We start from the raw sequence: 19,199 nt of genomic DNA, 5'->3' as shown, positions 1-19,199 counted from the left end.
GTGCAGCAGCCTTTTATATTATATTGATTACGCTTCTTGCTTAAAGCTTTCACCAAGAAGTGCTAAGCGCTCTTCCACTTCTTCTTGAGATAGGTTATGCTCTTTCACGTACAAGTTACGTGGTGTTACACGGCAAGTATGTGTGCATCCGCGTAAATATTTATGCTCATTTTCTTCAGAACTAAGGATTTGTTTGTTACATTCAGGGTTCGCACAGTTTACATAGCGTTCACACGGCTCACCATCGAAATAATCAACGCCGACTACAACGTGTTCTTTTCGATTTATAGGTACAGCGATACGTTCGTCGAATACGTACAATTGTCCATCCCATAGATCTCCTTGTACCTCTGGATCTTTCCCGTAGGTAACAATTCCGCCATGTAATTGACCAACATTTTCAAAGCCTTCTTCTACAAGCCACCCGGAGAATTTCTCACAGCGAATACCACCTGTGCAGTACGTTAAAACTTTTTTGCCATCTAATAGCTCTTTATTTTCACGTACCCATTCTGGAAGATCGCGGAATGTTTTGATGTCTGGACGGATCGCGCCACGAAAATGGCCAAGATCGAATTCATAGTCATTACGCGCATCCAACACAACAGTATCTTCATCCAATAAAGCTTCTTTAAACTCTTTTGGACTTAAATATTTTCCTGTTGTTTCAAGTGGATTAATATCATCTTCTAAACGAAGTGTAACTAATTCGTTACGTGGACGTACGTGCATCTTTTTAAACGCATGTCCATCGTGTGCATCAACTTTAAATACCATGTTTGCAAAACGTGAATCATGATGCATTGCTTCCATGTATTTATTCGTTTGTTCAACTGTTCCAGAAACGGTACCATTGATGCCTTCCTCTGCTACTAAGATACGGCCTTTTAACTCAAGGTCTTTACAAAACTTGAGGTGTTCAGCAGCGAAGCTTTCTGGATCTTCAATGTGAACATAGTTATAGTACAATAAAACCTGATAATTGTGATTGCTTTCCATTTCATTACCACCTGTTCATTCATATTTGCAAGATATAAATGGTTGGTAGTCGGTATTCTCTTTTTATCTTGCAAGAAGTTATTTTATCACTTTTTTTGTCTCTTTGCCACCCTCTTCTGAAATCCAAAGATAAAACGTATTTGTACTTTGCTCAGATACATCTAATAGTCTACAATCACTAAGGTTATTACTTAGTAACAATGACTTGTCAGAAGGTGAAAAAGAGGTATTATTATCAATGCAGTCGGTATTTCGCTATACTGAGGACTTCTTATTTCGTTCATTTCATCTCCAGAATAGTAAGGAAGGGAACTCGTTTAGAAAAAACTCTTGTCCAGGAAAGAGATTAATCCAATCAGGGTATGATGTAATAAATGAATTAAATAGATTGAAAGTGCTTATTGATTCAGTAGAAGAGAGACCTGAGAGTATGACACCTAGTGTTTTCAACAGAATAATGGATGAATGGGATTTGGAATTAGCAGACGAATTAAATTGTGAACTATTGTAAGTTATTTTATTTGATAAGAGGGTTAAAACTCATTTAATATACTTCAAACTTTAACCCTCACTTTTATCAATCTTAAGTGTCAAGTTAAAGAAATGGAAGAGGTTTTAAATTACTAACATAGTGTTTTATTTTCGGGAATTAGAGAGCTCAATACCTAAGGTTTTTTGTCTATTAAATCTCTCGTTTTCTATTTTCTCTTGGCTCCTTCCGGTATTTACAGGTCATTGAAAATTTTTATGTGATTTTAATATCAGTTTGAATGTAAACGGGTTCGTATCTTTTTTTATTTCAGGTTTATATACCAGAACATTTAGCTTATGATATCGTTTATCCAAGTGATTTCATCTGGTTCAGAGCTTTTCTCCCATTTTCTCAATACATGAAATACCTTCGTCACAATTTTGATGCAACCTTGAAGAAAAAAGATATTTTCACTAATATTGCTTACATTGATAAAATATGCGTTTACATGCGTGAAAACTGTTGGCAAGTATGCAGTAGAAAGCTTTATAAATATATCTTTTAGTCTCACCACAAATCGGTAAATAGCTTTCCGTTCGCAATTTCATACTGCCTGATGTAGTACGCTCACTCATCATAGACAACAGCATAGTCAATTTCTAGTTAACTTCCATAGTATAAAATATATTAAATGGAAGAGGGTGAAGTGAATGAGTGATGCACCGAAGCAGCAAATACCGGAAAAAGTAGTTGATCTTATGGTCGATAGTATATTCAGAAAAAATGGCATTAAGCCAGATGAATTAAAGAAGAATTTGACTGATGAGCAGAAGCAGATGCTAAAAGAAATGGTAGAAGATTTAAAAGACCAAGTTGATCAATTCAAAAAGAGAAATGCAAATCAAAATGAAGAATAAATAGTATGAAAACACCTACACGTAGGTGTTTTCTTTATTTATAAGATTACTAGTACAACTATACAATCTTCTAGTTTTAAAAACCATAAATTATCTTATAACTAGAAGAAAGGAGTGTCAAGATGGGAGTTTACAGACGGTCAAGAGATTATAGTGATAACAGCAAGCAACAGTTTTATGTAGATTCCGAAGAACGTCGCAGGAGCAGTGGTAATTATTGTGGCGAGTGGTGTAGGAATGGGTCAAGAAACGAATCAAGATTTGAAAACAACTTTTTTTATAACAATGATGCAACAGATTCACAATCCGGTGATGAATTTGCATTTATGGAACAAGAGTCAGCGGAGCTAATTTGGGTAAAAGAGTCCTGTAATATCGAGATTAATACTACGGATACGCAAGCAGGAATTTCTCTGCAAGCAGGATTACAACTTGCGATTGCACTAGTATTACGAATTACAATCGGAGATTCTGATCAAAGTGAAGCAGTATCACAAGAGTTAATACAGCAATTTGATTTGACTCAATCAAACCGACAAAAAATCTATATTTACAATACAAAAGATGCAAGGGTCACTACAACAGATTTAGACTTAGCAGTCAATATTCAGGCTTTGCTGCAGTTATTATTAGCACTGGTCATAATCGTCGACATTTTATAAAATGAAAAATTTTACTGAAAAGAGGTGTATAGAATATGTCGAAGTATAAAGAATGGAGAGCTTTAGATCACTGTGATGATCATAGGGAGGACAATAATGCTGACGTGGAACAAGAAGCTGTACAGCGTGATTCTGTTAAGCAGGTATCAGATGAATGGATAATCATTAAGAACTCTGAAGATGTTCATGTATCTACAACAGATGCGCAAGCTGCAGTCTCCTTGCAACTTGGTATTCAAGCAGCAATCGCAGTAGTTCTTAGTATATCAATTGGTGATTCTGAACGGGCAAAGGCTGTCTTGCAAGACTTTAAACAGATTTCTAGAACAAGACAGAGCAATCGTCAAAAAACAATTGTTGATTGTTCAAAACATGTCAGAATCATTACACTGGACGCAGATGTAGCGATTAATATTCAATTGTTGATACAAATTCTTATAGCTATCGTAGCAACTTTGGATGTATTCTAGAAGAATATCTTAAGACACAAAAAAATAGATGTTAAGAAGAAATAGATTTTATATGGATCGAATTTTCCCTCGCTTTCTATGCAGATTATTCGGAAAAATTTAATACCTTATACTCCGGTTTTGTACCGGAGTATATTTGCTGAGACTTGATTTAGGCTTTATTATCTTTGTATATATCCAATTTAAAAGAAATAATTCTTCATTTTAACCTTTTTTGTTATTATTGAAAAAATCAATTAGTTTTAACCGTAAATTAATTTATAAACGCTTGCATTTTTACTAAAAAGAGGTTAAAGTTAAGATAGCAAAAGGAAATTGGAGTTTGAATAATACTTTACGATCTCTTTTTCAAGATGGTGTAAAAGTATTTATGATTCAATTACTTTGCACGATATTGTATAGGGAGGTCAATCAAATGACTGGTAAAGTAAAATGGTTTAATGCAGAAAAAGGTTTTGGTTTTATCGAGCGTGAAGATGGAGACGATGTATTCGTACATTTCTCAGCAATCCAAGCTGAAGGCTTTAAAACGCTTGAAGAAGGTCAAGAAGTTGAATTTGAAATCGTAGAAGGTAACCGCGGGCCTCAGGCTGCTAACGTTACGCGTTTATAATCAATATAATTATAATAAAGACTTGTCCCTTTTCGGGATAAGTCTTTTTTTGATTATGGACTGGATACATTTATACGAGGGGGATTGAGATGGCTTCATTTAACTGGAAATACGAGGCAGAAACCGAGTGGGATAAGCGTGCAGTATTTTGGAACAAACGAAGTAGAGATATGTGGGACAATGGAAGCAGAAAAGATGTTCTTCCATTTATGAATAATTTTGTTAGTCTGGGCAGTAAGCTACTTGATATCGGCTGCGGAGATGGATACGGCACACACAAACTGTACAATAGTGGTTATAATGTAACTGGTATTGACCTGTCATCGGAAATGATTCGGATTGCGAAGTCTAGTGAAAAGGATAATATTCATTTTTTTCAAGGTGATGTTAATAAGCTTCCATTTGCAGCTCGAGAATTTGACGGGATTATGGCAATCAATATACTCGAATGGTTAGAAGATCCACTCTTTGCTTTGCGGGAAATGAAGCGGGTTGTAAACATAAATGGAATACTCTGCGTTGGTGTTCTTGGGCCGACAGCTGGACCAAGAACAAATAGCTATCCGCGTTTACATGGACAAAAGGTAATTTGCAATACCATGATGCCATGGGAATTTAGTCAACTTGCTTCAGAGCTTTCCTTAAAATGTATTGACAGCTACGGCGTTTATAAAGCAGGGGTGGAAAAAAGACATTATCATGATCTTCCGTTAAAATTAAAGCAATCACTCTCTTTTATGTGGGTATTTATGTTAAGAAATGCAGGTGAATACAATGAACGAAAAAGACAAACAAGTTATTGAGAGCTATCAAAACGATGAAAAAATGATGATATTGATTTATTCGCAGTGGTGTATTAATAACGAGCTGGATCCAGTTGAACTTTATGAAAAGGCATATCCAGGTCAGCTGAAAAACAATGCTCTAATAGAGATCATAGGGGAGACGGTACCCGCCAAAGAATCAGCTGAGATTACTGATCAAACCGTATTAAATGTACTGCAATTATTTGGTAATGATGATTTAGCCTTTATCGTTCAAGAACATATAGAAAAGCGGGATAACTGATTTGGTGTATTCCCGCTTTCTTTATCTCCTGCGTATGAATGTTCGATCAGCTGAACCACCCCAATGTACGGGGGCAGTCCATACTTCCGCTAAACGGGCGTATGCGCTTTGCTGCTATTCAAACCATTTAATTAGTGCCTGCGTTCCACTGTCTTCCTCACCATTCTCAGCAAGTTCCTTATATAGCTTTAATGACAGGGATAGCCCAGGAGTCTCAAGTCCCAATTCTTCTGCAGATTCCAGTGCAATCGTCATATCTTTAATGAAATGCTTAATGTAAAAACCAGGAGCAAAATCGCCTGCAAGCATACGGGGACCAAGCACTGAAAGTGAAAAGCTTCCAGCTGCACCAGATGAAATGTTTTCGAGAACACGCTCCGGGTCAAGGCCAGCCTTTTTTGCATAAACAATGGCTTCGCAAACACCAATCATTGTAGTAGCAATCGTTATTTGATTTACCATTTTCGTATACTGGCCGGAACCTGCTTCACCTTGTAGCATAATATTCTTACCAATTACTTCAAATAGTGGAAGAAGTGTTGAAAAAGCTTCTTCATCACCACCAACCATTATCGATAGCTTGCCGTTTCTCGCGCCAATATCTCCACCAGAAACAGGGGCATCTAAAGCATGAATATCTTTTTCTTTTGCTTTTTGATAAATGGTCTTTGCTAACGATGGCTTAGAGGTGGTCATATCGATAACAAAGCTATCCGCTTTTGCATTTTCCAAAATACCGTTTTCGCCGAAATATACCTCTTCTACATCAACTGGATACCCAACCATCGTAATAATGACGTCCGAAGATGAAGCAAGCTCAGCTACAGAGCTTTTCCAGGCAGCTCCAAGCTCCAATAATTCTTTCGCTTTTTCTTTTGTGCGCGTATAGATGTTTATCGTATATCCAGCCTGGTGCAGATTTCTTGCCATACTTTTCCCCATAACTCCAGTTCCGACAAAACCTATTGTTGTATCTTTAGTAAGCATAACTAGTCTCTCCTTATAATCCATTCTATATAAGTATTCGACAATTCTTGCTTGAATCCTTTTTCACAGGCTGGAAAATATAAAACAGATAGAATAAGTTGTAGTTTATAACAATAGAGAAGGGGAAGATTCCCCGCATTGACATGATTTGGGAGCGGTATTATAGAATCAATACGCTCCATCTACACATAGTATAGTTAGCAGTAATCATATTGATGGAAGGGGATAGCAATGATCCGTAAAGAGCAACTATCCAAATGCAAAGAAGCTTTAACTATCCGGCAATCGGAATTAATTAAACACGTTCAGGATCACTTTGGAATGAAATATGAATTTGCTCAGGAAACGTCTGGTGAATTGTCAAATTATGACAATCACCCTGGCGACACAGGGAGCGAACTTTTTGAAAGAGAAAAGGATTTAGCACTTAATGAACATGCTGAAAAGGAATTGGAAGAAATCAATAAAGCCCTTCATGCGCTAGAAGAAGGAACGTATGGTATATGCAAGATATGCGGTGCAGACATTCCTTACGAGCGTTTGGTTGCAGTTCCGACAACAGATACATGTATAGAGCACGCAAAGTCCGAAGCGTTTAACCGAGGGCGTCCAATTGAAGAAGAAGTATTCAGTCCAAACATAAATCCAGACGAAGTCACAGATGAGGAGCAAGTTGGGTATGATGCTGAGGATGCATGGCAGGAAGTTAGTCGCTATGGAACTTCAGAGACCCCATCTGATTTCTATGGTGATAAAGAGCATTATAATGATATGTTTCCAAACAGTGACGAAAATGTAGGATCTGTTGAAGATTTAGAAAATATACTTGCTGCAGATATTCATGGAAAATTTACTGGTGTCGCACCAAATGATGATAAACATGAGGAATAAAGAAAAGGCTCCTGTAACCAGCCAGGAGCCTTCTCTTAAATAGGTTTTTTTGCACTTAATGAATCGTTATTTAAAATAAGTCCGTTATACCACCTAAAAATGCAAAAATCATTTGTTGGATAAGATAACCAGCAATAAGCATACCGACAATATAAATTCCAATCAATACATAAATAGAATCAAATCCGTTAACTGGCTGTTCAAGCATAATAAATGTTGGAATAAGCAAAATTGGAGCTACTAGGCTAATTAAAATCAACGTTCCAGCAAATGGGAGCCCTACAAATGCAAGTAGTACACCTAAAATTGCAATGGTAAGGAAAGGAACAAGATAAGCTCCTACTTTAGCGGTAGTAGCCGTAATCGTTGCTTTGTGAGCAGCTACCTTTAAACCACCAAAAATCAAGGCGATAACAACTGCGAATAAAATTAACAATCGTAAAAATGGCGCTAGGAAGCCTTCAACAAACGTCGTACCGAAATAACTGCTATTCAATGTGATAAAGGTACTAAGGGAGAATAATAAAATAAAAATGGCGATCGTTATAGTTCCGGAGATCCATTCCTTACCATCAATTTTCTGTGCATGGCTTGGATTCTTTAACAATGTTAAGAAGAAGTTTCCAAAGTTACCAGCTACTTGTTTTCCTTTTTCCAATGCTTCGTTGGTCGATTGATTTTCCGTAGTAGCAGGTTGTTTCGGTTCAGCAGCTATTACTTCTGATGTAAGATTTGGATTAGGATCTGAAGTTGCTGCAGCCTCCTCGTGTGTCAGTGATGCTCCACAATTCGTACAAAATTTTCCTGATTCTGTTTCTTCTTTACAAGATGGACAGATCATTTTTACACTTCCTTTCTAATTTGATAAGCAGATGACTTATACCATCTACTTTCGACAAAGTTCTACTAAATACCTTGTTCAAAATGAGTTTACGGAAGAATGTAGCCAAAAGCAACTATATCATTCTTATTCAAGGGCTTATGCTATATGTACGAAAAGTGGACGACTTTGGTTTCGTCATCATTCATTTAAAAAACGGGTCTGCCTTAAAAAATGTATTTTAAGGCAGACCCGTGCTCATACTTATTAATTCTCTTCAGTTTGCTCAGTTTGTTCAACAAGCTTTATATTCGTTGTTTGACGTTCACCGTCACGAATATATTCTATTTCAATTTCATCGCCGATATTTGTTTCGGAATATAAGTACTTCCGCAATTCAAGGATGGATGTTACTTCCTGACCATTAATTTTTGTAATGACATCAAATTGCTGTAAACCTGCCGCATCTGCAGGAGAGCCTGATTGTACATCTGCGACAACCATACCACCTTTAATATCTTCTGGGAGATTGATTTCATATCGGTATTGTGGTGGCACTTGATTTAGTGATGCGGTGCTTATCCCGATTAATGGACGTGATATTTCACCATTTGTTTCGAGCTGTTCCATAATCGGAAGTGCAGCATCTGCTGGAATGGCAAAACCAATCCCTTCTACAGCACCTTGAGCGATTTTCATGGAGTTGATACCAATAACTTCTCCATTCGAGTTCACTAATGCTCCACCACTATTACCAGGGTTAATTGCTGCATCTGTTTGCAGCACTTCCGTTATCCAATCCGCTTGGCCATCTTTGTTTGTATCAACCTCTACAGTTCGATTTAGCCCGCTAATTATTCCTTTTGTAACAGTGTTTGCAAAGTCTAGACCTAATGGATTTCCGATTGCAAGTACTGTTTCACCAACTGCTAATTCATCGGCAGTTCCAAATTTTGCAACCGTGTCAATTGATGCACCGTCAACTTCTAGCACAGCTAAATCGGTAAGCGTATCCCCGCCAAGTACAGTTGCTGGTATACGTTCATCATCATTTAATACAATTTCAACCTCTTTGGCATTGGCAACAACGTGCTGATTCGTTACGATATATGCTTTTCCATTTTCTTTTTTATAAATAATTCCAGACCCAGTGCCAGCCTCCTGACTACCTTCCCAAACATTTCCCTGCTGCATGTTAACGACACCTACTACTGCTTCAGAGACCTCACTTATATTGGTCGAAACATCCGCCTCCTCTGTGGCAAGTGTTTCGACAATGTTTGGTGTTGAAGTCTCTTCTGTTGTTTCATTGTTATTCGTTTCAACTGTGTCTCCTGGAATCAAATTATTTGTGAACAAAAGCGCAACAATAACAGCCGAAATTATACCACCAACGAGTCCGCTGCCGAGTCCGCTAAAAGTCCGCTTCTTATTGGAGGTCGGTTCATTCTTTTCTGACTTGTATGTGTGTTTATCTGTATTATTTTCTTCCGATTTACTTGCTTCTGCTTTTTCCTCTTGTACGTCTGGATGATCAAGGAAATTGGAATCACGATCGTCTTTATTATGAAAGTCATTGTTATTATCCATTAAAGTGTCCTCCCTTGTTTGTTATAGAAACTATTGTATAGTTTTATTATAGAGAACCATGTTGGGAACTATTTGGGATAAATGTGGAAAAAATGTGTAATGGTACATATTGGTGTGAAGAATGGTCGGTTTATGTAAAAATAGAACTAGAATAAGTTTCTGAACCTATTTATCGGATTTTTAAACAACCTCTATTATTAATTGAAAAAGGTGACATAACATGAATTATCATATTGGACTTGTTGAAGATGACGCGAACATCCAAAATATTGTTTCTGCTTATTTAAAGAAAGAAGGCTATGACGTAACGATTATGGATTCTGCAGAAAAAGGCTGGGAGCTCTGGGAAAATGACCCGCCTGATATGTGGATTCTTGATATCATGCTGCCAGGAATGGATGGTTATGAATTTTGTAAAAAAATACGTACGAGAAGTGATGTACCGATTATCATTATCTCTGCGAAAGATGAAGAAATCGATAAAATTCTAGGACTTGAATTAGGCGGTGATGACTATTTAACAAAGCCTTTTAGTCCTAGAGAGCTTATTGCAAGAGTGAAGCGACTTTTCCGGCGAACGCAGCCAAAACAAAATCACGCTGAAGAAGAGACAGACAGGCTGAAGGTGGACCATCTTTTAATCTACAGGGAAGACCGTCGAATTTTCTTCCAAGGAAAAGAATATGAAATAACATCTAAAGAATACGAGATGTTGTTGCTATTTGCCGAAAATCCGAACCGGGCTTTTTCGAGGGAAGAGCTATTACTAAAAATCTGGGGGAATGATTATTTCGGAAGTGATCGTGCTGTAGATGATTTAGTAAAAAGGATTCGTAAAAAAATGGACCATATCCCGCTGGAAACGGTGTGGGGCTATGGATATAGACTGCGTAAAGAAGAGGAGTAATGATGAAACTTCAATCACAGCTAAATGCGGCCTTTACAACGCTGCTACTAGTCATTATGGCAGCAGCTAGCTATGTTATTTACTCGTTGATTCTTGATTTGCTAATCCAAGACGAACAGCGGCAATTGAAGGAAACGGGAGAGCTTTTAGTTAGTTTTCTTAACGAACAGTTTGAAACGGTTGGTGATTACAGACAGTTTTATGAATTTCTGGAGGATCAGGACTTGCAGCTTTTTCTATATGATCGAAATCGTGACGCTGTATTAATGTCTACAATGTCCGCTCCAGTTGCCAGTGATTTCTTTGAATCGAATAATTTCTCGGCAACCGATCAAACACTTTGGGAGTATGGAAATGAGCGATTTGTCACGTCCAGAATTTTGTTCTATCCGGAGATATCTGGATTAGAATTGATCTTGCTTACACCGATGCATGATTTAACAGTTGTACAGCAAAGCTTTTTTGTCCGCTTACTTCTCGTTTTCTTAATAGGAGCTGCTGCCGCTGTTTTACTTAGTTATTTTATGACAAATAAGCTCGTTACACCACTTTCCCAATTAAAGGGAGAGCTAAAGAAAATTGAAAAGCGAAAGTTTAACGAGATGAATCGAGTAAAGGCAACTGGAGAAATTAAAGAAGTAGAGCAAAGTGTGTATGAAATGGCCAAGGAACTGGAAAGATATATGAATTCACAGCAAACCTTCTTCCAAAATGCCAGCCATGAATTGAAGACACCATTGATGACTATCCAAGGCTATGCGGAAGGGATTAAAGATGGAATATTTGAGGATAAAGAGCAGGAAAAAGGGTTAGAAGTCATGGTCTCCGAGGTGAAGCGCTTAAAAGAAATCATAAATGAAATGATCCTACTGGCGAAACTCGACAGTGGACCATCCTCCTATACCCCAACAGCGATAGAAGGAGAGTTATTGATTGCCCAAGTTGTTGATCGTGTTATTCCATTAATCAATGAAAGAGGAATTCATTTGCATCATCATGTGGATGAAAACATTGAATTTGTTGCCGACGAGGAAAAATTTTTAAGAGCTCTATTGAATATTGTTTTTAATGGTATTCGTCATGCGAAATCAGAGGTTTCTATTCGAGTCATTCAAGAAAAGCGATATGTAGCGATTATCATTGAAGATGATGGAGAAGGTATTGAAGAGGAGCAAGCAGAACAAATCTTTCATCGGTTTGTTAAAGGAAAAGACGGGGAAACTGGTTTAGGACTAGCAATTGCACGCGCAATTGTGGAACAGTCAAACGGGAAAATAGTAGTTGGAAAATCGGAGCTTGGTGGTGCAAAGTTTGAGGTTCATTTATTTCAAGAAAGAAAAGGCATGGATAAAGGCTAATGCTTGCAATAATTGTCACCAATGGAGAACAGTTTTTTAAAGAAATTGTAAAAAAAGCTGTTCAAATGAAAATAATATGATATAATTTTCTAGTTGAACATCCTGTGAATAATAGAGGGGCGTACTTTTTATGCAATTAAGAGAAGATATTCGTAATATCGCAATTATTGCCCACGTTGACCATGGTAAAACGACATTAGTAGATCAGCTTTTAAAATATTCCGGAACTTTCCGTGAAAATGAACAAGTTGATGAACGTGCGATGGACTCAGGTGATATTGAGCGTGAGCGTGGAATTACGATTTTGGCGAAGAACACTGCAGTAAAGTATCAAGAAAATACGACAATAAACATTTTAGATACACCAGGACACGCTGATTTTGGTGGCGAAGTAGAGCGTATTATGAAAATGGTTGATGGTGTAGCACTCGTCGTAGATGCTTACGAGGGAACAATGCCACAAACACGTTTTGTATTGAAGAAAGCATTAGAACAGAAATTAACACCTATTGTTGTTTTAAATAAAATAGATCGACCAAATGCAAGGCCGAACGATGTTATTGATGAAGTGCTTGATCTCTTCATCGAGCTTGGTGCAGATGACGACCAGCTTGAATTCCCTGTCGTTTATGCATCTGCATTAAATGGAACTTCAGGGTTTGAACCAGATGATCAGCAGGAAACAATGGATCCGATTTTCACTACTATTATGGAGCACATCCCAGCACCAGCTAATAATAGTGAAGAACCATTACAGTTTCAAGTAACATTGCTTGATTATAATGATTATGTTGGACGGATTGGCATCGGGCGAATTGTTCGCGGCACAATCAAAGTTGGCCAGCAGGTTGTTGTCCTGAAAGAGGATGGAACGAATAAATCCTTCCGTGTTACGAAGCTATTTGGCTTCATTGGATTAAAACGGATTGAAATTGAAGAAGCAAAAGCAGGGGATATTGTCGCTGTGTCTGGTATGGAGGATCTTAATGTAGGAGATACAATTTGTCCAGCAGATCATCCAGAGGAGCTACCGCGTCTACGCATTGATGAACCAACATTACAAATGACATTCCTTGTTAATAACAGTCCATTTGCTGGTCGCGAAGGAAAATATATTACTTCTCGTAAAATCGAGGAGCGGTTACTGAAGCAATTAGAAACAGATGTGAGTCTGCGGGTTGACCCAACAGAATCACCAGATGCATGGATTGTTTCTGGGCGTGGTGAGCTTCATTTGTCCATTCTAATTGAAAACATGCGTCGTGAAGGCTACGAGCTGCAGCTTTCTAAGCCGCAGGTAATCATTAAGGAAATTGATGGTGTGAAATCCGAGCCTGTAGAACGTGTACAAGTCGATGTGCCAGAAGAATATACTGGAGCAGTTATGGAGTCACTTGGGGCACGTAAGGGTGAAATGCTTGATATGGTAAACCATGGAAATGGGCAAGTTCGTCTTGAATTTAAAGTTCCATCTCGTGGATTGCTTGGCTATTCTACAGAATTCATGTCACAAACTCGTGGTTATGGTATTTTAAACCATACGTTTGATGCATACGAGCCAGTAATCAAAGGGCAAGTTGGCGGCAGACGTGAAGGTGTACTTGTTGCATTGGAAAATGGAAAAGCTTCAACATATGGAATCATGGGATTAGAAGACCGCGGAGTCATCTTCGTTAATCCAGGTACAGAAGTTTATGCCGGAATGATTGTAGGCGAGCATAACCGTGAAAATGATCTAACCGTTAATATTACGAAAGAAAAACATTTAACGAATGTCCGCTCTGCTACAAAAGATCAAACATCCACAATCCGCAAAACGCGTGATATGTCTCTAGAAGAGGCGTTAGAGTATCTAAATGATGATGAGTATTGTGAAGTAACACCAGAATCAATTCGCTTGCGTAAGAAGATTTTAAATAAAAACGAACGTGAAAAAGCAGCGAAGAAAAGTAAATAAGTCACAGAAACAGCAATGGTGAGTAAATTACCATTGCTGTTTCTGTTTTTGCCAATCAATACACACATTTCTATTCATTGTTGCCCGATATTTCATAATAATCAATTCTAAATGATTTTAAAACAGCGATTAATTCGTTAGAATGAAAGCAGCTAAAATATTCGATAGGGAGTTGGGTTTTATGGATAGGGATAAAAAAGATCATAGAGATACATTTGACAGAGCGTTTATTGGAAGTCCTGGTTTTATGATAATAGTTGTTTTAGTTATCATAATAGGTAGTTTGTTTATTAATTATTTCAAGTAAAATTAAGATGTAGGTGCAAGGGGAGATCTAGTTCCTCGTTTATATAAAAAACAAGGGGTAGACTTATACTGACTTATTTACCAAAAAGGAGATGATTCCATATCCGTTACAGAGTATTTGTTATGGCCTTTATCTGTTTAAGTCTTGCAGGTTGCACAACAGAAAATAGTACACCAGGTGAAAAAAAACCCGAGGAGGAACAAAACAATACGGAACAAGCTGTCCCCGAAGAAGAAAGAGAAGTGCTTGCTGAGAATTTAGATTCCCCATGGTCAATCGCAAAGCTTGGTGATACTTTTTATATTAGTGAGCGAACTGGCTCAATTGTCACAATTGATGGGGAGGAGCAGACAAGAAAAGAAGTTCAATTGGAAAGGGAACTATCTGATGAAGCAGAAGCTGGACTCTTAGGTACTGTAATTCCAGAGGATTTTCCTGATTCGAATGAAGCGTATGCCTATTATTCCTATCAGGAAAAGGGGGAAACCTATCAACGTGTTGTAACGATTGAAGAACAAAATGATAATTGGATAGAAACAGATGTCCTATTAGATGAAATTCCTGGCGGAGCCTTTCATCATGGTGGAAGAATGGAGATTGGCCCAGATGATAAATTATATGTGACGACTGGGGATGCATCAATTCCGGAATTAGCACAGGAACAAGATAGTTTAGCAGGAAAAATACTTCGGCTTAATTTGGACGGCTCAATCCCGGAGGACAACCCAATTGCTAATTCATATGTATTTTCCTATGGCCATCGTAATCCTCAAGGACTTGCATGGAGCCCAGAAGGTGAATTGTTTGCTTCAGAGCACGGAAATCAAGCACATGATGAAATCAATCAAATTAACCCAGGTGCTAACTATGGTTGGCCAATAATTGAGGGAGATGAAGTGGAGGATGGGATGGAAACCCCAGTTATTCATTCAGGAGATGAAACATGGGCACCATCTGGTATAGATTACTATGAAGGTAACGTTTACTTTGCTTCGTTACGAGGGGAAGGACTAAGGAAAATGGATCCGGTGAATGAAACGGAAGAATTGATTGTATCCGATGTGGGAAGAGTGCGAGATGTGTTAGCAGCAGAGAATGGTCTATACATTATTACAAATAATACCGATGGTAGAGGTGACCCTGCAGAAAACGATGATCGCCTGTTGTATATACCTATTCCGAAAAATCAATTACATTAGTTTGAAAGCCTTTTGTTCGGTTAACGGACGAAGGGCTTTTTACTTGCAGGAAATTATAAAAATTGAATGCTGTGGATAACTTGCTACCCGGGTGCTTGCGCTTTTGTTCATTGAAAAATGATGGGTTTTAGTTGCGCATTATAAAGGGAAAGGTAAACGTGACACACCTTTTCCAAAACAACTCCTATGTAAGCACTTGCAAATCTTGTATATACAAGTTATACTAATTAACGTAACATGTATATACAAGATTAGGAGTATAATATAAACAAGCATTATAGGAGGTTTAGGATGGTGAACGAGGAGAAAACGCGAGCAGTAGAGTCAATATATGCACCGCTTACTGGTAAGCGCATACCATTAAAAGATGTTCCAGACCCAACCTTTTCTGAAAAGATGATGGGTGATGGACTTGCAATTGAGCCGACGGAGGGAAAAGTAGTTGCGCCAATTGATGGTGAAGTAACACTTACGTTTCCAACAAAGCATGCAATTGGATTAAAAAGTAAATCAGGAATTGAGATCCTTATCCATATTGGATTGGAAACAGTTAATCTTGATGGAGAGGGCTTTGAGGTTCATGTGAATGAAGGCGATCAAGTAAGTATAGGAGATCCGCTTGTAACCTTTGATTTTGAATTAATTAAGCGGAAAGCCGCTAGTGTCATTACACCAATTATAATTACAAACGGAGATAAAATTGAGAACCTGGAGAAAACGGGTGAAGAAAGTGTTATAGCCGGAGAGAGTCAGTTTCTAAAGGCTAACATAAAAGAAGAAAAGAAAGAAGAACGTTCAACAATCACAAAAAAGGGAACACAGTATAGTGAGGAAGCCGAAGCCATTGTTACAGCTGTTGGTGGATTAGGAAACGTGGAAGCGGCAACACATTGTGTTACCAGACTTCGATTTGCTTTAACAGATGAGGATCAGGTTGATAAAGCAGCATTAGAACAGATGGATATTGTAAAAGGAACTTTCTCTGCTAACGGTCAGTTTCAGGTTATTATTGGACAAGGGACCGTAGATAAAGTTTACCGGGCGATGGTCAATGAAACCGGCATCCAGGAGGCATCGAAAGAGGATGTGAAAGCTGCTGGTGGCAATAAGCAAAATGCATTACAGCGAGGAATTAAAGTACTGGCAGATATCTTCATTCCAATTCTTCCTGCAATTATTACAGCAGGACTATTAATGGGGATTAATAATATCTTAGCTAACCCTGGAATCTTTGGCAGAGAAGCACCGTCAGTGATTGAAATGTATCCACAGTGGGCTGGCCTGGCAAGTATGATTAATATAATCGCGAATACTGCATTTACCTTCTTACCTGCCTTAATTGGTTGGTCTGCAGTGAAACGATTTGGTGGAAGTGAACTGTTAGGTGTTGTACTTGGTTTAATCATGGTTCATCCAGACTTATTAAATGCTTGGGATTATGGGGCAGCACTAGAGGCTGGAGAAGTACCAATATGGAATTTATTCGGGTTCGAAATTGAGGCGATTGGTTATCAAGGCCAAGTATTGCCAGTATTATTTGCATCTTGGGTATTAGCAAAGATTGAACTATTTATGAGAAAACGTGTTATTGATTCGTTGCAATTATTAATCGTTGCTCCAGTTGCATTACTCGTTACAGGCTTTTTAACCTTCATTATTATTGGGCCAGTCACGTTTACAGTGGGAAACTGGATTACAGACGGTTTGATCGCTATCTTTGAAGCAGCACCAATCATTGGTGGTCTCGTATACGGAGCAATCTATGGACCATTAGTTATCACGGGAATGCATCATACCTTCTTAGCAGTAGACTTACAGCTGATTGGCAGTACAGAAACGACATTCTTATGGCCAATTCTTGCACTATCTAACATTGCGCAAGGTGCTGCAGCATTTGCGATAATGGCAGTTGCAAAAGAGGAGAAATTAAAGGGACTTGCAGGTACGTCTGGGATTTCGGCTTGGTTAGGAATTACAGAGCCAGCCATGTTTGGAGTTAACCTGCAATATAAGTATCCATTCTATGCAGCAGTTACAGGGTCTGCTATTGCTGGTGCCTTTATTACGATGCAAAATGTACTTGCAACCTCCATTGGTGTTGGCGGAGTACCAGGAATTCTTTCCATTGTTCCATCTGGATGGGTTTCGTTTGGTATCGGAATGGCAATTGTAATCATTTTACCTTTTGTCATTACGTACGTTATTGCAAAACGAAAATTAAATACACATTAATTCAACTAGATTAGGAGTGAAAATATGAGCGAAGCATGGTGGAAAAAGTCAGTCGTTTATCAAATTTATCCAAAAAGTTTTCACGACACAACAGGAAATGGAACAGGAGATATTCAAGGTATTATCTCGAAATTAGACTATTTGAAAAAACTAGGTGTCGATGTTATTTGGTTAACACCGGTTTATAAATCACCGCAAAATGACAATGGATATGATATCAGTGATTACTATTCCATTGAACCAGGCTACGGAACCATGGAAGATTTTGAGGAGCTATTAGAAGAAACACATCGACGTGATATGAAGCTGATTATGGATCTTGTTATTAATCACACATCAACAGAGCATGAATGGTTTCAAGAGGCAAAGAAATCCAAGGATAATCCATATCGTGACTTCTATATTTGGAAAGATCCGGTTGATGGGGAAGAGCCAAACAATTGGCAATCCAAATTCGGTGGCTCTGCTTGGCAATATGATGAACAAACGGAACAATATTTCTTGCATTTATTTGATCGAACACAAGCTGATTTGAATTGGGAAAACGAAAAGCTGCGTGAAAAGCTTTTTGATATGATGCGTTTTTGGGCGGAAAAAGGAATTGATGGATTCCGGCTTGATGTTATTAATTTAATTTCAAAAGATCAAACTTTTCCAAATGACGACATTGGGGATGGTCGCAGATTTTATACAGACGGACCCCGCATCCATGAATATTTAAATGAAATGAATCAGGAAGTATTCTCAAAATACGATATGCTGACGGTCGGTGAAATGTCGTCAACCTCACTTGAAGCTTGTGTGCTTTATACACAACCTGAGCGACAAGAGCTTTCGATGACATTTCAATTTCATCATTTGAAAGTGGATTATCCACATGGAGAAAAGTGGACAAAAGCTCCATTTGATTTCTTAAAGCTGAAGAAAATTCTTTCGGATTGGCAGGTTGGGATGCACGAAGAAAACGGATGGAATGCTTTATTCTGGTGTAACCATGATCAGCCGCGTGCTGTATCGCGATTTGGTGATGATACGAAGCTGCACCGTGAATCAGCAAAAATGCTTGCCACCACACTTCATATGATGAAAGGTACGCCATATATTTATCAAGGTGAAGAGATTGGGATGACAAATCCTAATTTCACTTCCATTGATGAGTACCGTGATGTAGAGTCGTTAAATGCGTACAAATCATTACGAGACAGTGGAAAATCAGAACAGGAAACAATAGCGATTTTACAGCAAAAATCACGTGACAATGGGCGCACACCAATGCAATGGTCTAATGAAAAGCATGCAGGATTTACATCTGGAACGCCATGGATCAATGTTGCAGCTAATTATCCTGAGATCAATGTTAATCGAGCTTTAGAGGATAAAAATTCTATCTTTTATCACCATCAGCAGTTGATTCAATTACGGAAGAAATATGATATTATTACGTATGGGGACTACCAGCTACTATTTGAGGATGATCCTAAAATATTTGCATATACAAGAAACTGGAATGGCGAAAAGCTGATTGTTATAAGTAATTTTTCTGGAGATAATGCAACGGTAGATTTACAGCTGGACAAGAAAATAGCAAATCCAGAAATTTTGTTATCCAATTACGCTGATTCACCACAGTCGCTGGAGCAGTTAAGTTTAAGACCTTATGAATCGATTGTTTATCACGCATCACCGGGGATGTAATATCCCTTCTCCAAGCGTGATAAAATCGCTGGGATTTTATTTTAGGTCATATTCT

General features: G+C 38.1%; 19 protein-coding genes. 15 read left to right on the top strand and 4 right to left on the bottom strand.

Features of this window, described 5'->3' with window-relative positions; translation table 11 throughout:
* Positions 1 to 27: 27 nt before the first annotated feature.
* Positions 28 to 999, bottom strand: coding sequence for a rhodanese-related sulfurtransferase (locus NYE61_RS10190; RefSeq protein ID WP_303449087.1), 972 nt, complete (start codon positions 997 to 999; stop codon positions 28 to 30).
* 205 nt (positions 1,000 to 1,204) lie between these two features.
* Here NYE61_RS10190 and NYE61_RS10185 point away from each other — a divergent pair, with 205 nt between their 5' ends.
* From NYE61_RS10185 to NYE61_RS10155, 7 genes are all read left to right on the top strand, one after another.
* Positions 1,205 to 1,510 (top strand): hypothetical protein, encoded by a 306-nt coding sequence (locus NYE61_RS10185; RefSeq protein ID WP_303449085.1) that lies wholly within the window; start codon positions 1,205 to 1,207, stop codon positions 1,508 to 1,510.
* Between the two features lie 671 nt (positions 1,511 to 2,181).
* Positions 2,182 to 2,388 carry a spore coat protein gene (locus NYE61_RS10180; protein ID WP_303449083.1) on the top strand — a complete coding sequence of 69 codons (207 nt, stop codon included), beginning with the start codon at positions 2,182 to 2,184 and terminating at the stop codon, positions 2,386 to 2,388.
* A 122-nt stretch (positions 2,389 to 2,510) separates the two neighbouring features.
* Complete coding sequence (locus NYE61_RS10175) at positions 2,511 to 3,050, top strand: spore coat protein (RefSeq protein ID WP_303449081.1); 540 nt, start codon at positions 2,511 to 2,513, stop codon at positions 3,048 to 3,050.
* A 35-nt stretch (positions 3,051 to 3,085) separates the two neighbouring features.
* Positions 3,086 to 3,520 carry a spore coat protein gene (locus NYE61_RS10170; RefSeq protein WP_095311784.1) on the top strand — a complete coding sequence of 145 codons (435 nt, stop codon included), beginning with the start codon at positions 3,086 to 3,088 and terminating at the stop codon, positions 3,518 to 3,520.
* Between the two features lie 415 nt (positions 3,521 to 3,935).
* Complete coding sequence (locus tag NYE61_RS10165; protein ID WP_067726342.1) at positions 3,936 to 4,133, top strand: cold shock domain-containing protein; 198 nt, start codon at positions 3,936 to 3,938, stop codon at positions 4,131 to 4,133.
* 89 nt (positions 4,134 to 4,222) lie between these two features.
* Entirely contained in the window at positions 4,223 to 4,936 is a 714-nt protein-coding gene (locus NYE61_RS10160; RefSeq protein ID WP_303449078.1) for a class I SAM-dependent methyltransferase, read from the top strand.
* Positions 4,908 to 5,201 carry a hypothetical protein gene (locus NYE61_RS10155; RefSeq protein ID WP_303449076.1) on the top strand — a complete coding sequence of 98 codons (294 nt, stop codon included), beginning with the start codon at positions 4,908 to 4,910 and terminating at the stop codon, positions 5,199 to 5,201. Before NYE61_RS10160 ends, NYE61_RS10155 begins: the two co-directional genes overlap by 29 nt.
* Positions 5,202 to 5,315: 114 nt before the next feature.
* Here NYE61_RS10155 and NYE61_RS10150 read toward each other — a convergent pair whose 3' ends face one another.
* On the bottom strand, positions 5,316 to 6,188 hold the full coding sequence (locus tag NYE61_RS10150; protein ID WP_303449074.1) for an NAD(P)-dependent oxidoreductase: 873 nt from the start codon (positions 6,186 to 6,188) through the stop codon (positions 5,316 to 5,318).
* A 231-nt stretch (positions 6,189 to 6,419) separates the two neighbouring features.
* On the opposite strand from NYE61_RS10150, the gene NYE61_RS10145 reads away from it, so the two are divergent.
* Positions 6,420 to 7,079, top strand: coding sequence for a TraR/DksA C4-type zinc finger protein (locus NYE61_RS10145; RefSeq protein ID WP_303449072.1), 660 nt, complete (start codon positions 6,420 to 6,422; stop codon positions 7,077 to 7,079).
* A gap of 70 nt (positions 7,080 to 7,149) precedes the next feature.
* Here NYE61_RS10145 and NYE61_RS10140 read toward each other — a convergent pair whose 3' ends face one another.
* On the bottom strand, positions 7,150 to 7,920 hold the full coding sequence (locus tag NYE61_RS10140) for a zinc ribbon domain-containing protein (RefSeq protein WP_303449070.1): 771 nt from the start codon (positions 7,918 to 7,920) through the stop codon (positions 7,150 to 7,152).
* A gap of 246 nt (positions 7,921 to 8,166) precedes the next feature.
* Positions 8,167 to 9,489, bottom strand: a complete 1,323-nt coding sequence (locus tag NYE61_RS10135; RefSeq protein WP_303449066.1) for a trypsin-like peptidase domain-containing protein — start codon at positions 9,487 to 9,489, stop codon at positions 8,167 to 8,169.
* Positions 9,490 to 9,709: 220 nt separating this feature from the next.
* On the opposite strand from NYE61_RS10135, the gene NYE61_RS10130 reads away from it, so the two are divergent.
* The 7 genes from NYE61_RS10130 (at position 9,710) to treC (ending at position 19,144) form a co-directional block, all read left to right on the top strand.
* The gene (locus NYE61_RS10130; protein WP_095311813.1) at positions 9,710 to 10,396 is read left to right on the top strand and encodes a response regulator transcription factor; all 687 of its coding nucleotides are present in this window, start codon (positions 9,710 to 9,712) and stop codon (positions 10,394 to 10,396) included.
* Positions 10,397 to 10,398: 2 nt separating this feature from the next.
* Complete coding sequence (locus NYE61_RS10125; RefSeq protein WP_303449064.1) at positions 10,399 to 11,754, top strand: HAMP domain-containing sensor histidine kinase; 1,356 nt, start codon at positions 10,399 to 10,401, stop codon at positions 11,752 to 11,754.
* A 130-nt stretch (positions 11,755 to 11,884) separates the two neighbouring features.
* Positions 11,885 to 13,711 carry a translational GTPase TypA gene (gene typA, locus NYE61_RS10120; RefSeq protein ID WP_095311817.1) on the top strand — a complete coding sequence of 609 codons (1,827 nt, stop codon included), beginning with the start codon at positions 11,885 to 11,887 and terminating at the stop codon, positions 13,709 to 13,711.
* A 142-nt stretch (positions 13,712 to 13,853) separates the two neighbouring features.
* A complete protein-coding gene (locus NYE61_RS10115; protein ID WP_339317403.1) occupies positions 13,854 to 14,018 on the top strand; it encodes a hypothetical protein in 165 nt (54 codons plus the stop codon).
* Positions 14,019 to 14,140: 122 nt separating this feature from the next.
* Complete coding sequence (locus NYE61_RS10110) at positions 14,141 to 15,217, top strand: PQQ-dependent sugar dehydrogenase (protein WP_303449062.1); 1,077 nt, start codon at positions 14,141 to 14,143, stop codon at positions 15,215 to 15,217.
* A 291-nt stretch (positions 15,218 to 15,508) separates the two neighbouring features.
* Complete coding sequence (treP, locus tag NYE61_RS10105; RefSeq protein ID WP_339317401.1) at positions 15,509 to 17,449, top strand: PTS system trehalose-specific EIIBC component; 1,941 nt, start codon at positions 15,509 to 15,511, stop codon at positions 17,447 to 17,449.
* 24 nt (positions 17,450 to 17,473) lie between these two features.
* Positions 17,474 to 19,144 carry an alpha,alpha-phosphotrehalase gene (treC, locus tag NYE61_RS10100; RefSeq protein WP_095311823.1) on the top strand — a complete coding sequence of 557 codons (1,671 nt, stop codon included), beginning with the start codon at positions 17,474 to 17,476 and terminating at the stop codon, positions 19,142 to 19,144.
* Positions 19,145 to 19,199 lie beyond the last annotated feature (55 nt).

The organism is Oceanobacillus sp. FSL W7-1304 (assembly GCF_037969805.1).
Classification (GTDB): Bacteria; Bacillota; Bacilli; order Bacillales; family Amphibacillaceae; genus Oceanobacillus; species Oceanobacillus profundus.
The sequence above is the reverse complement of the archived record's forward strand: the minus strand, read 5'-3'. Positions and strand labels throughout refer to the sequence as shown.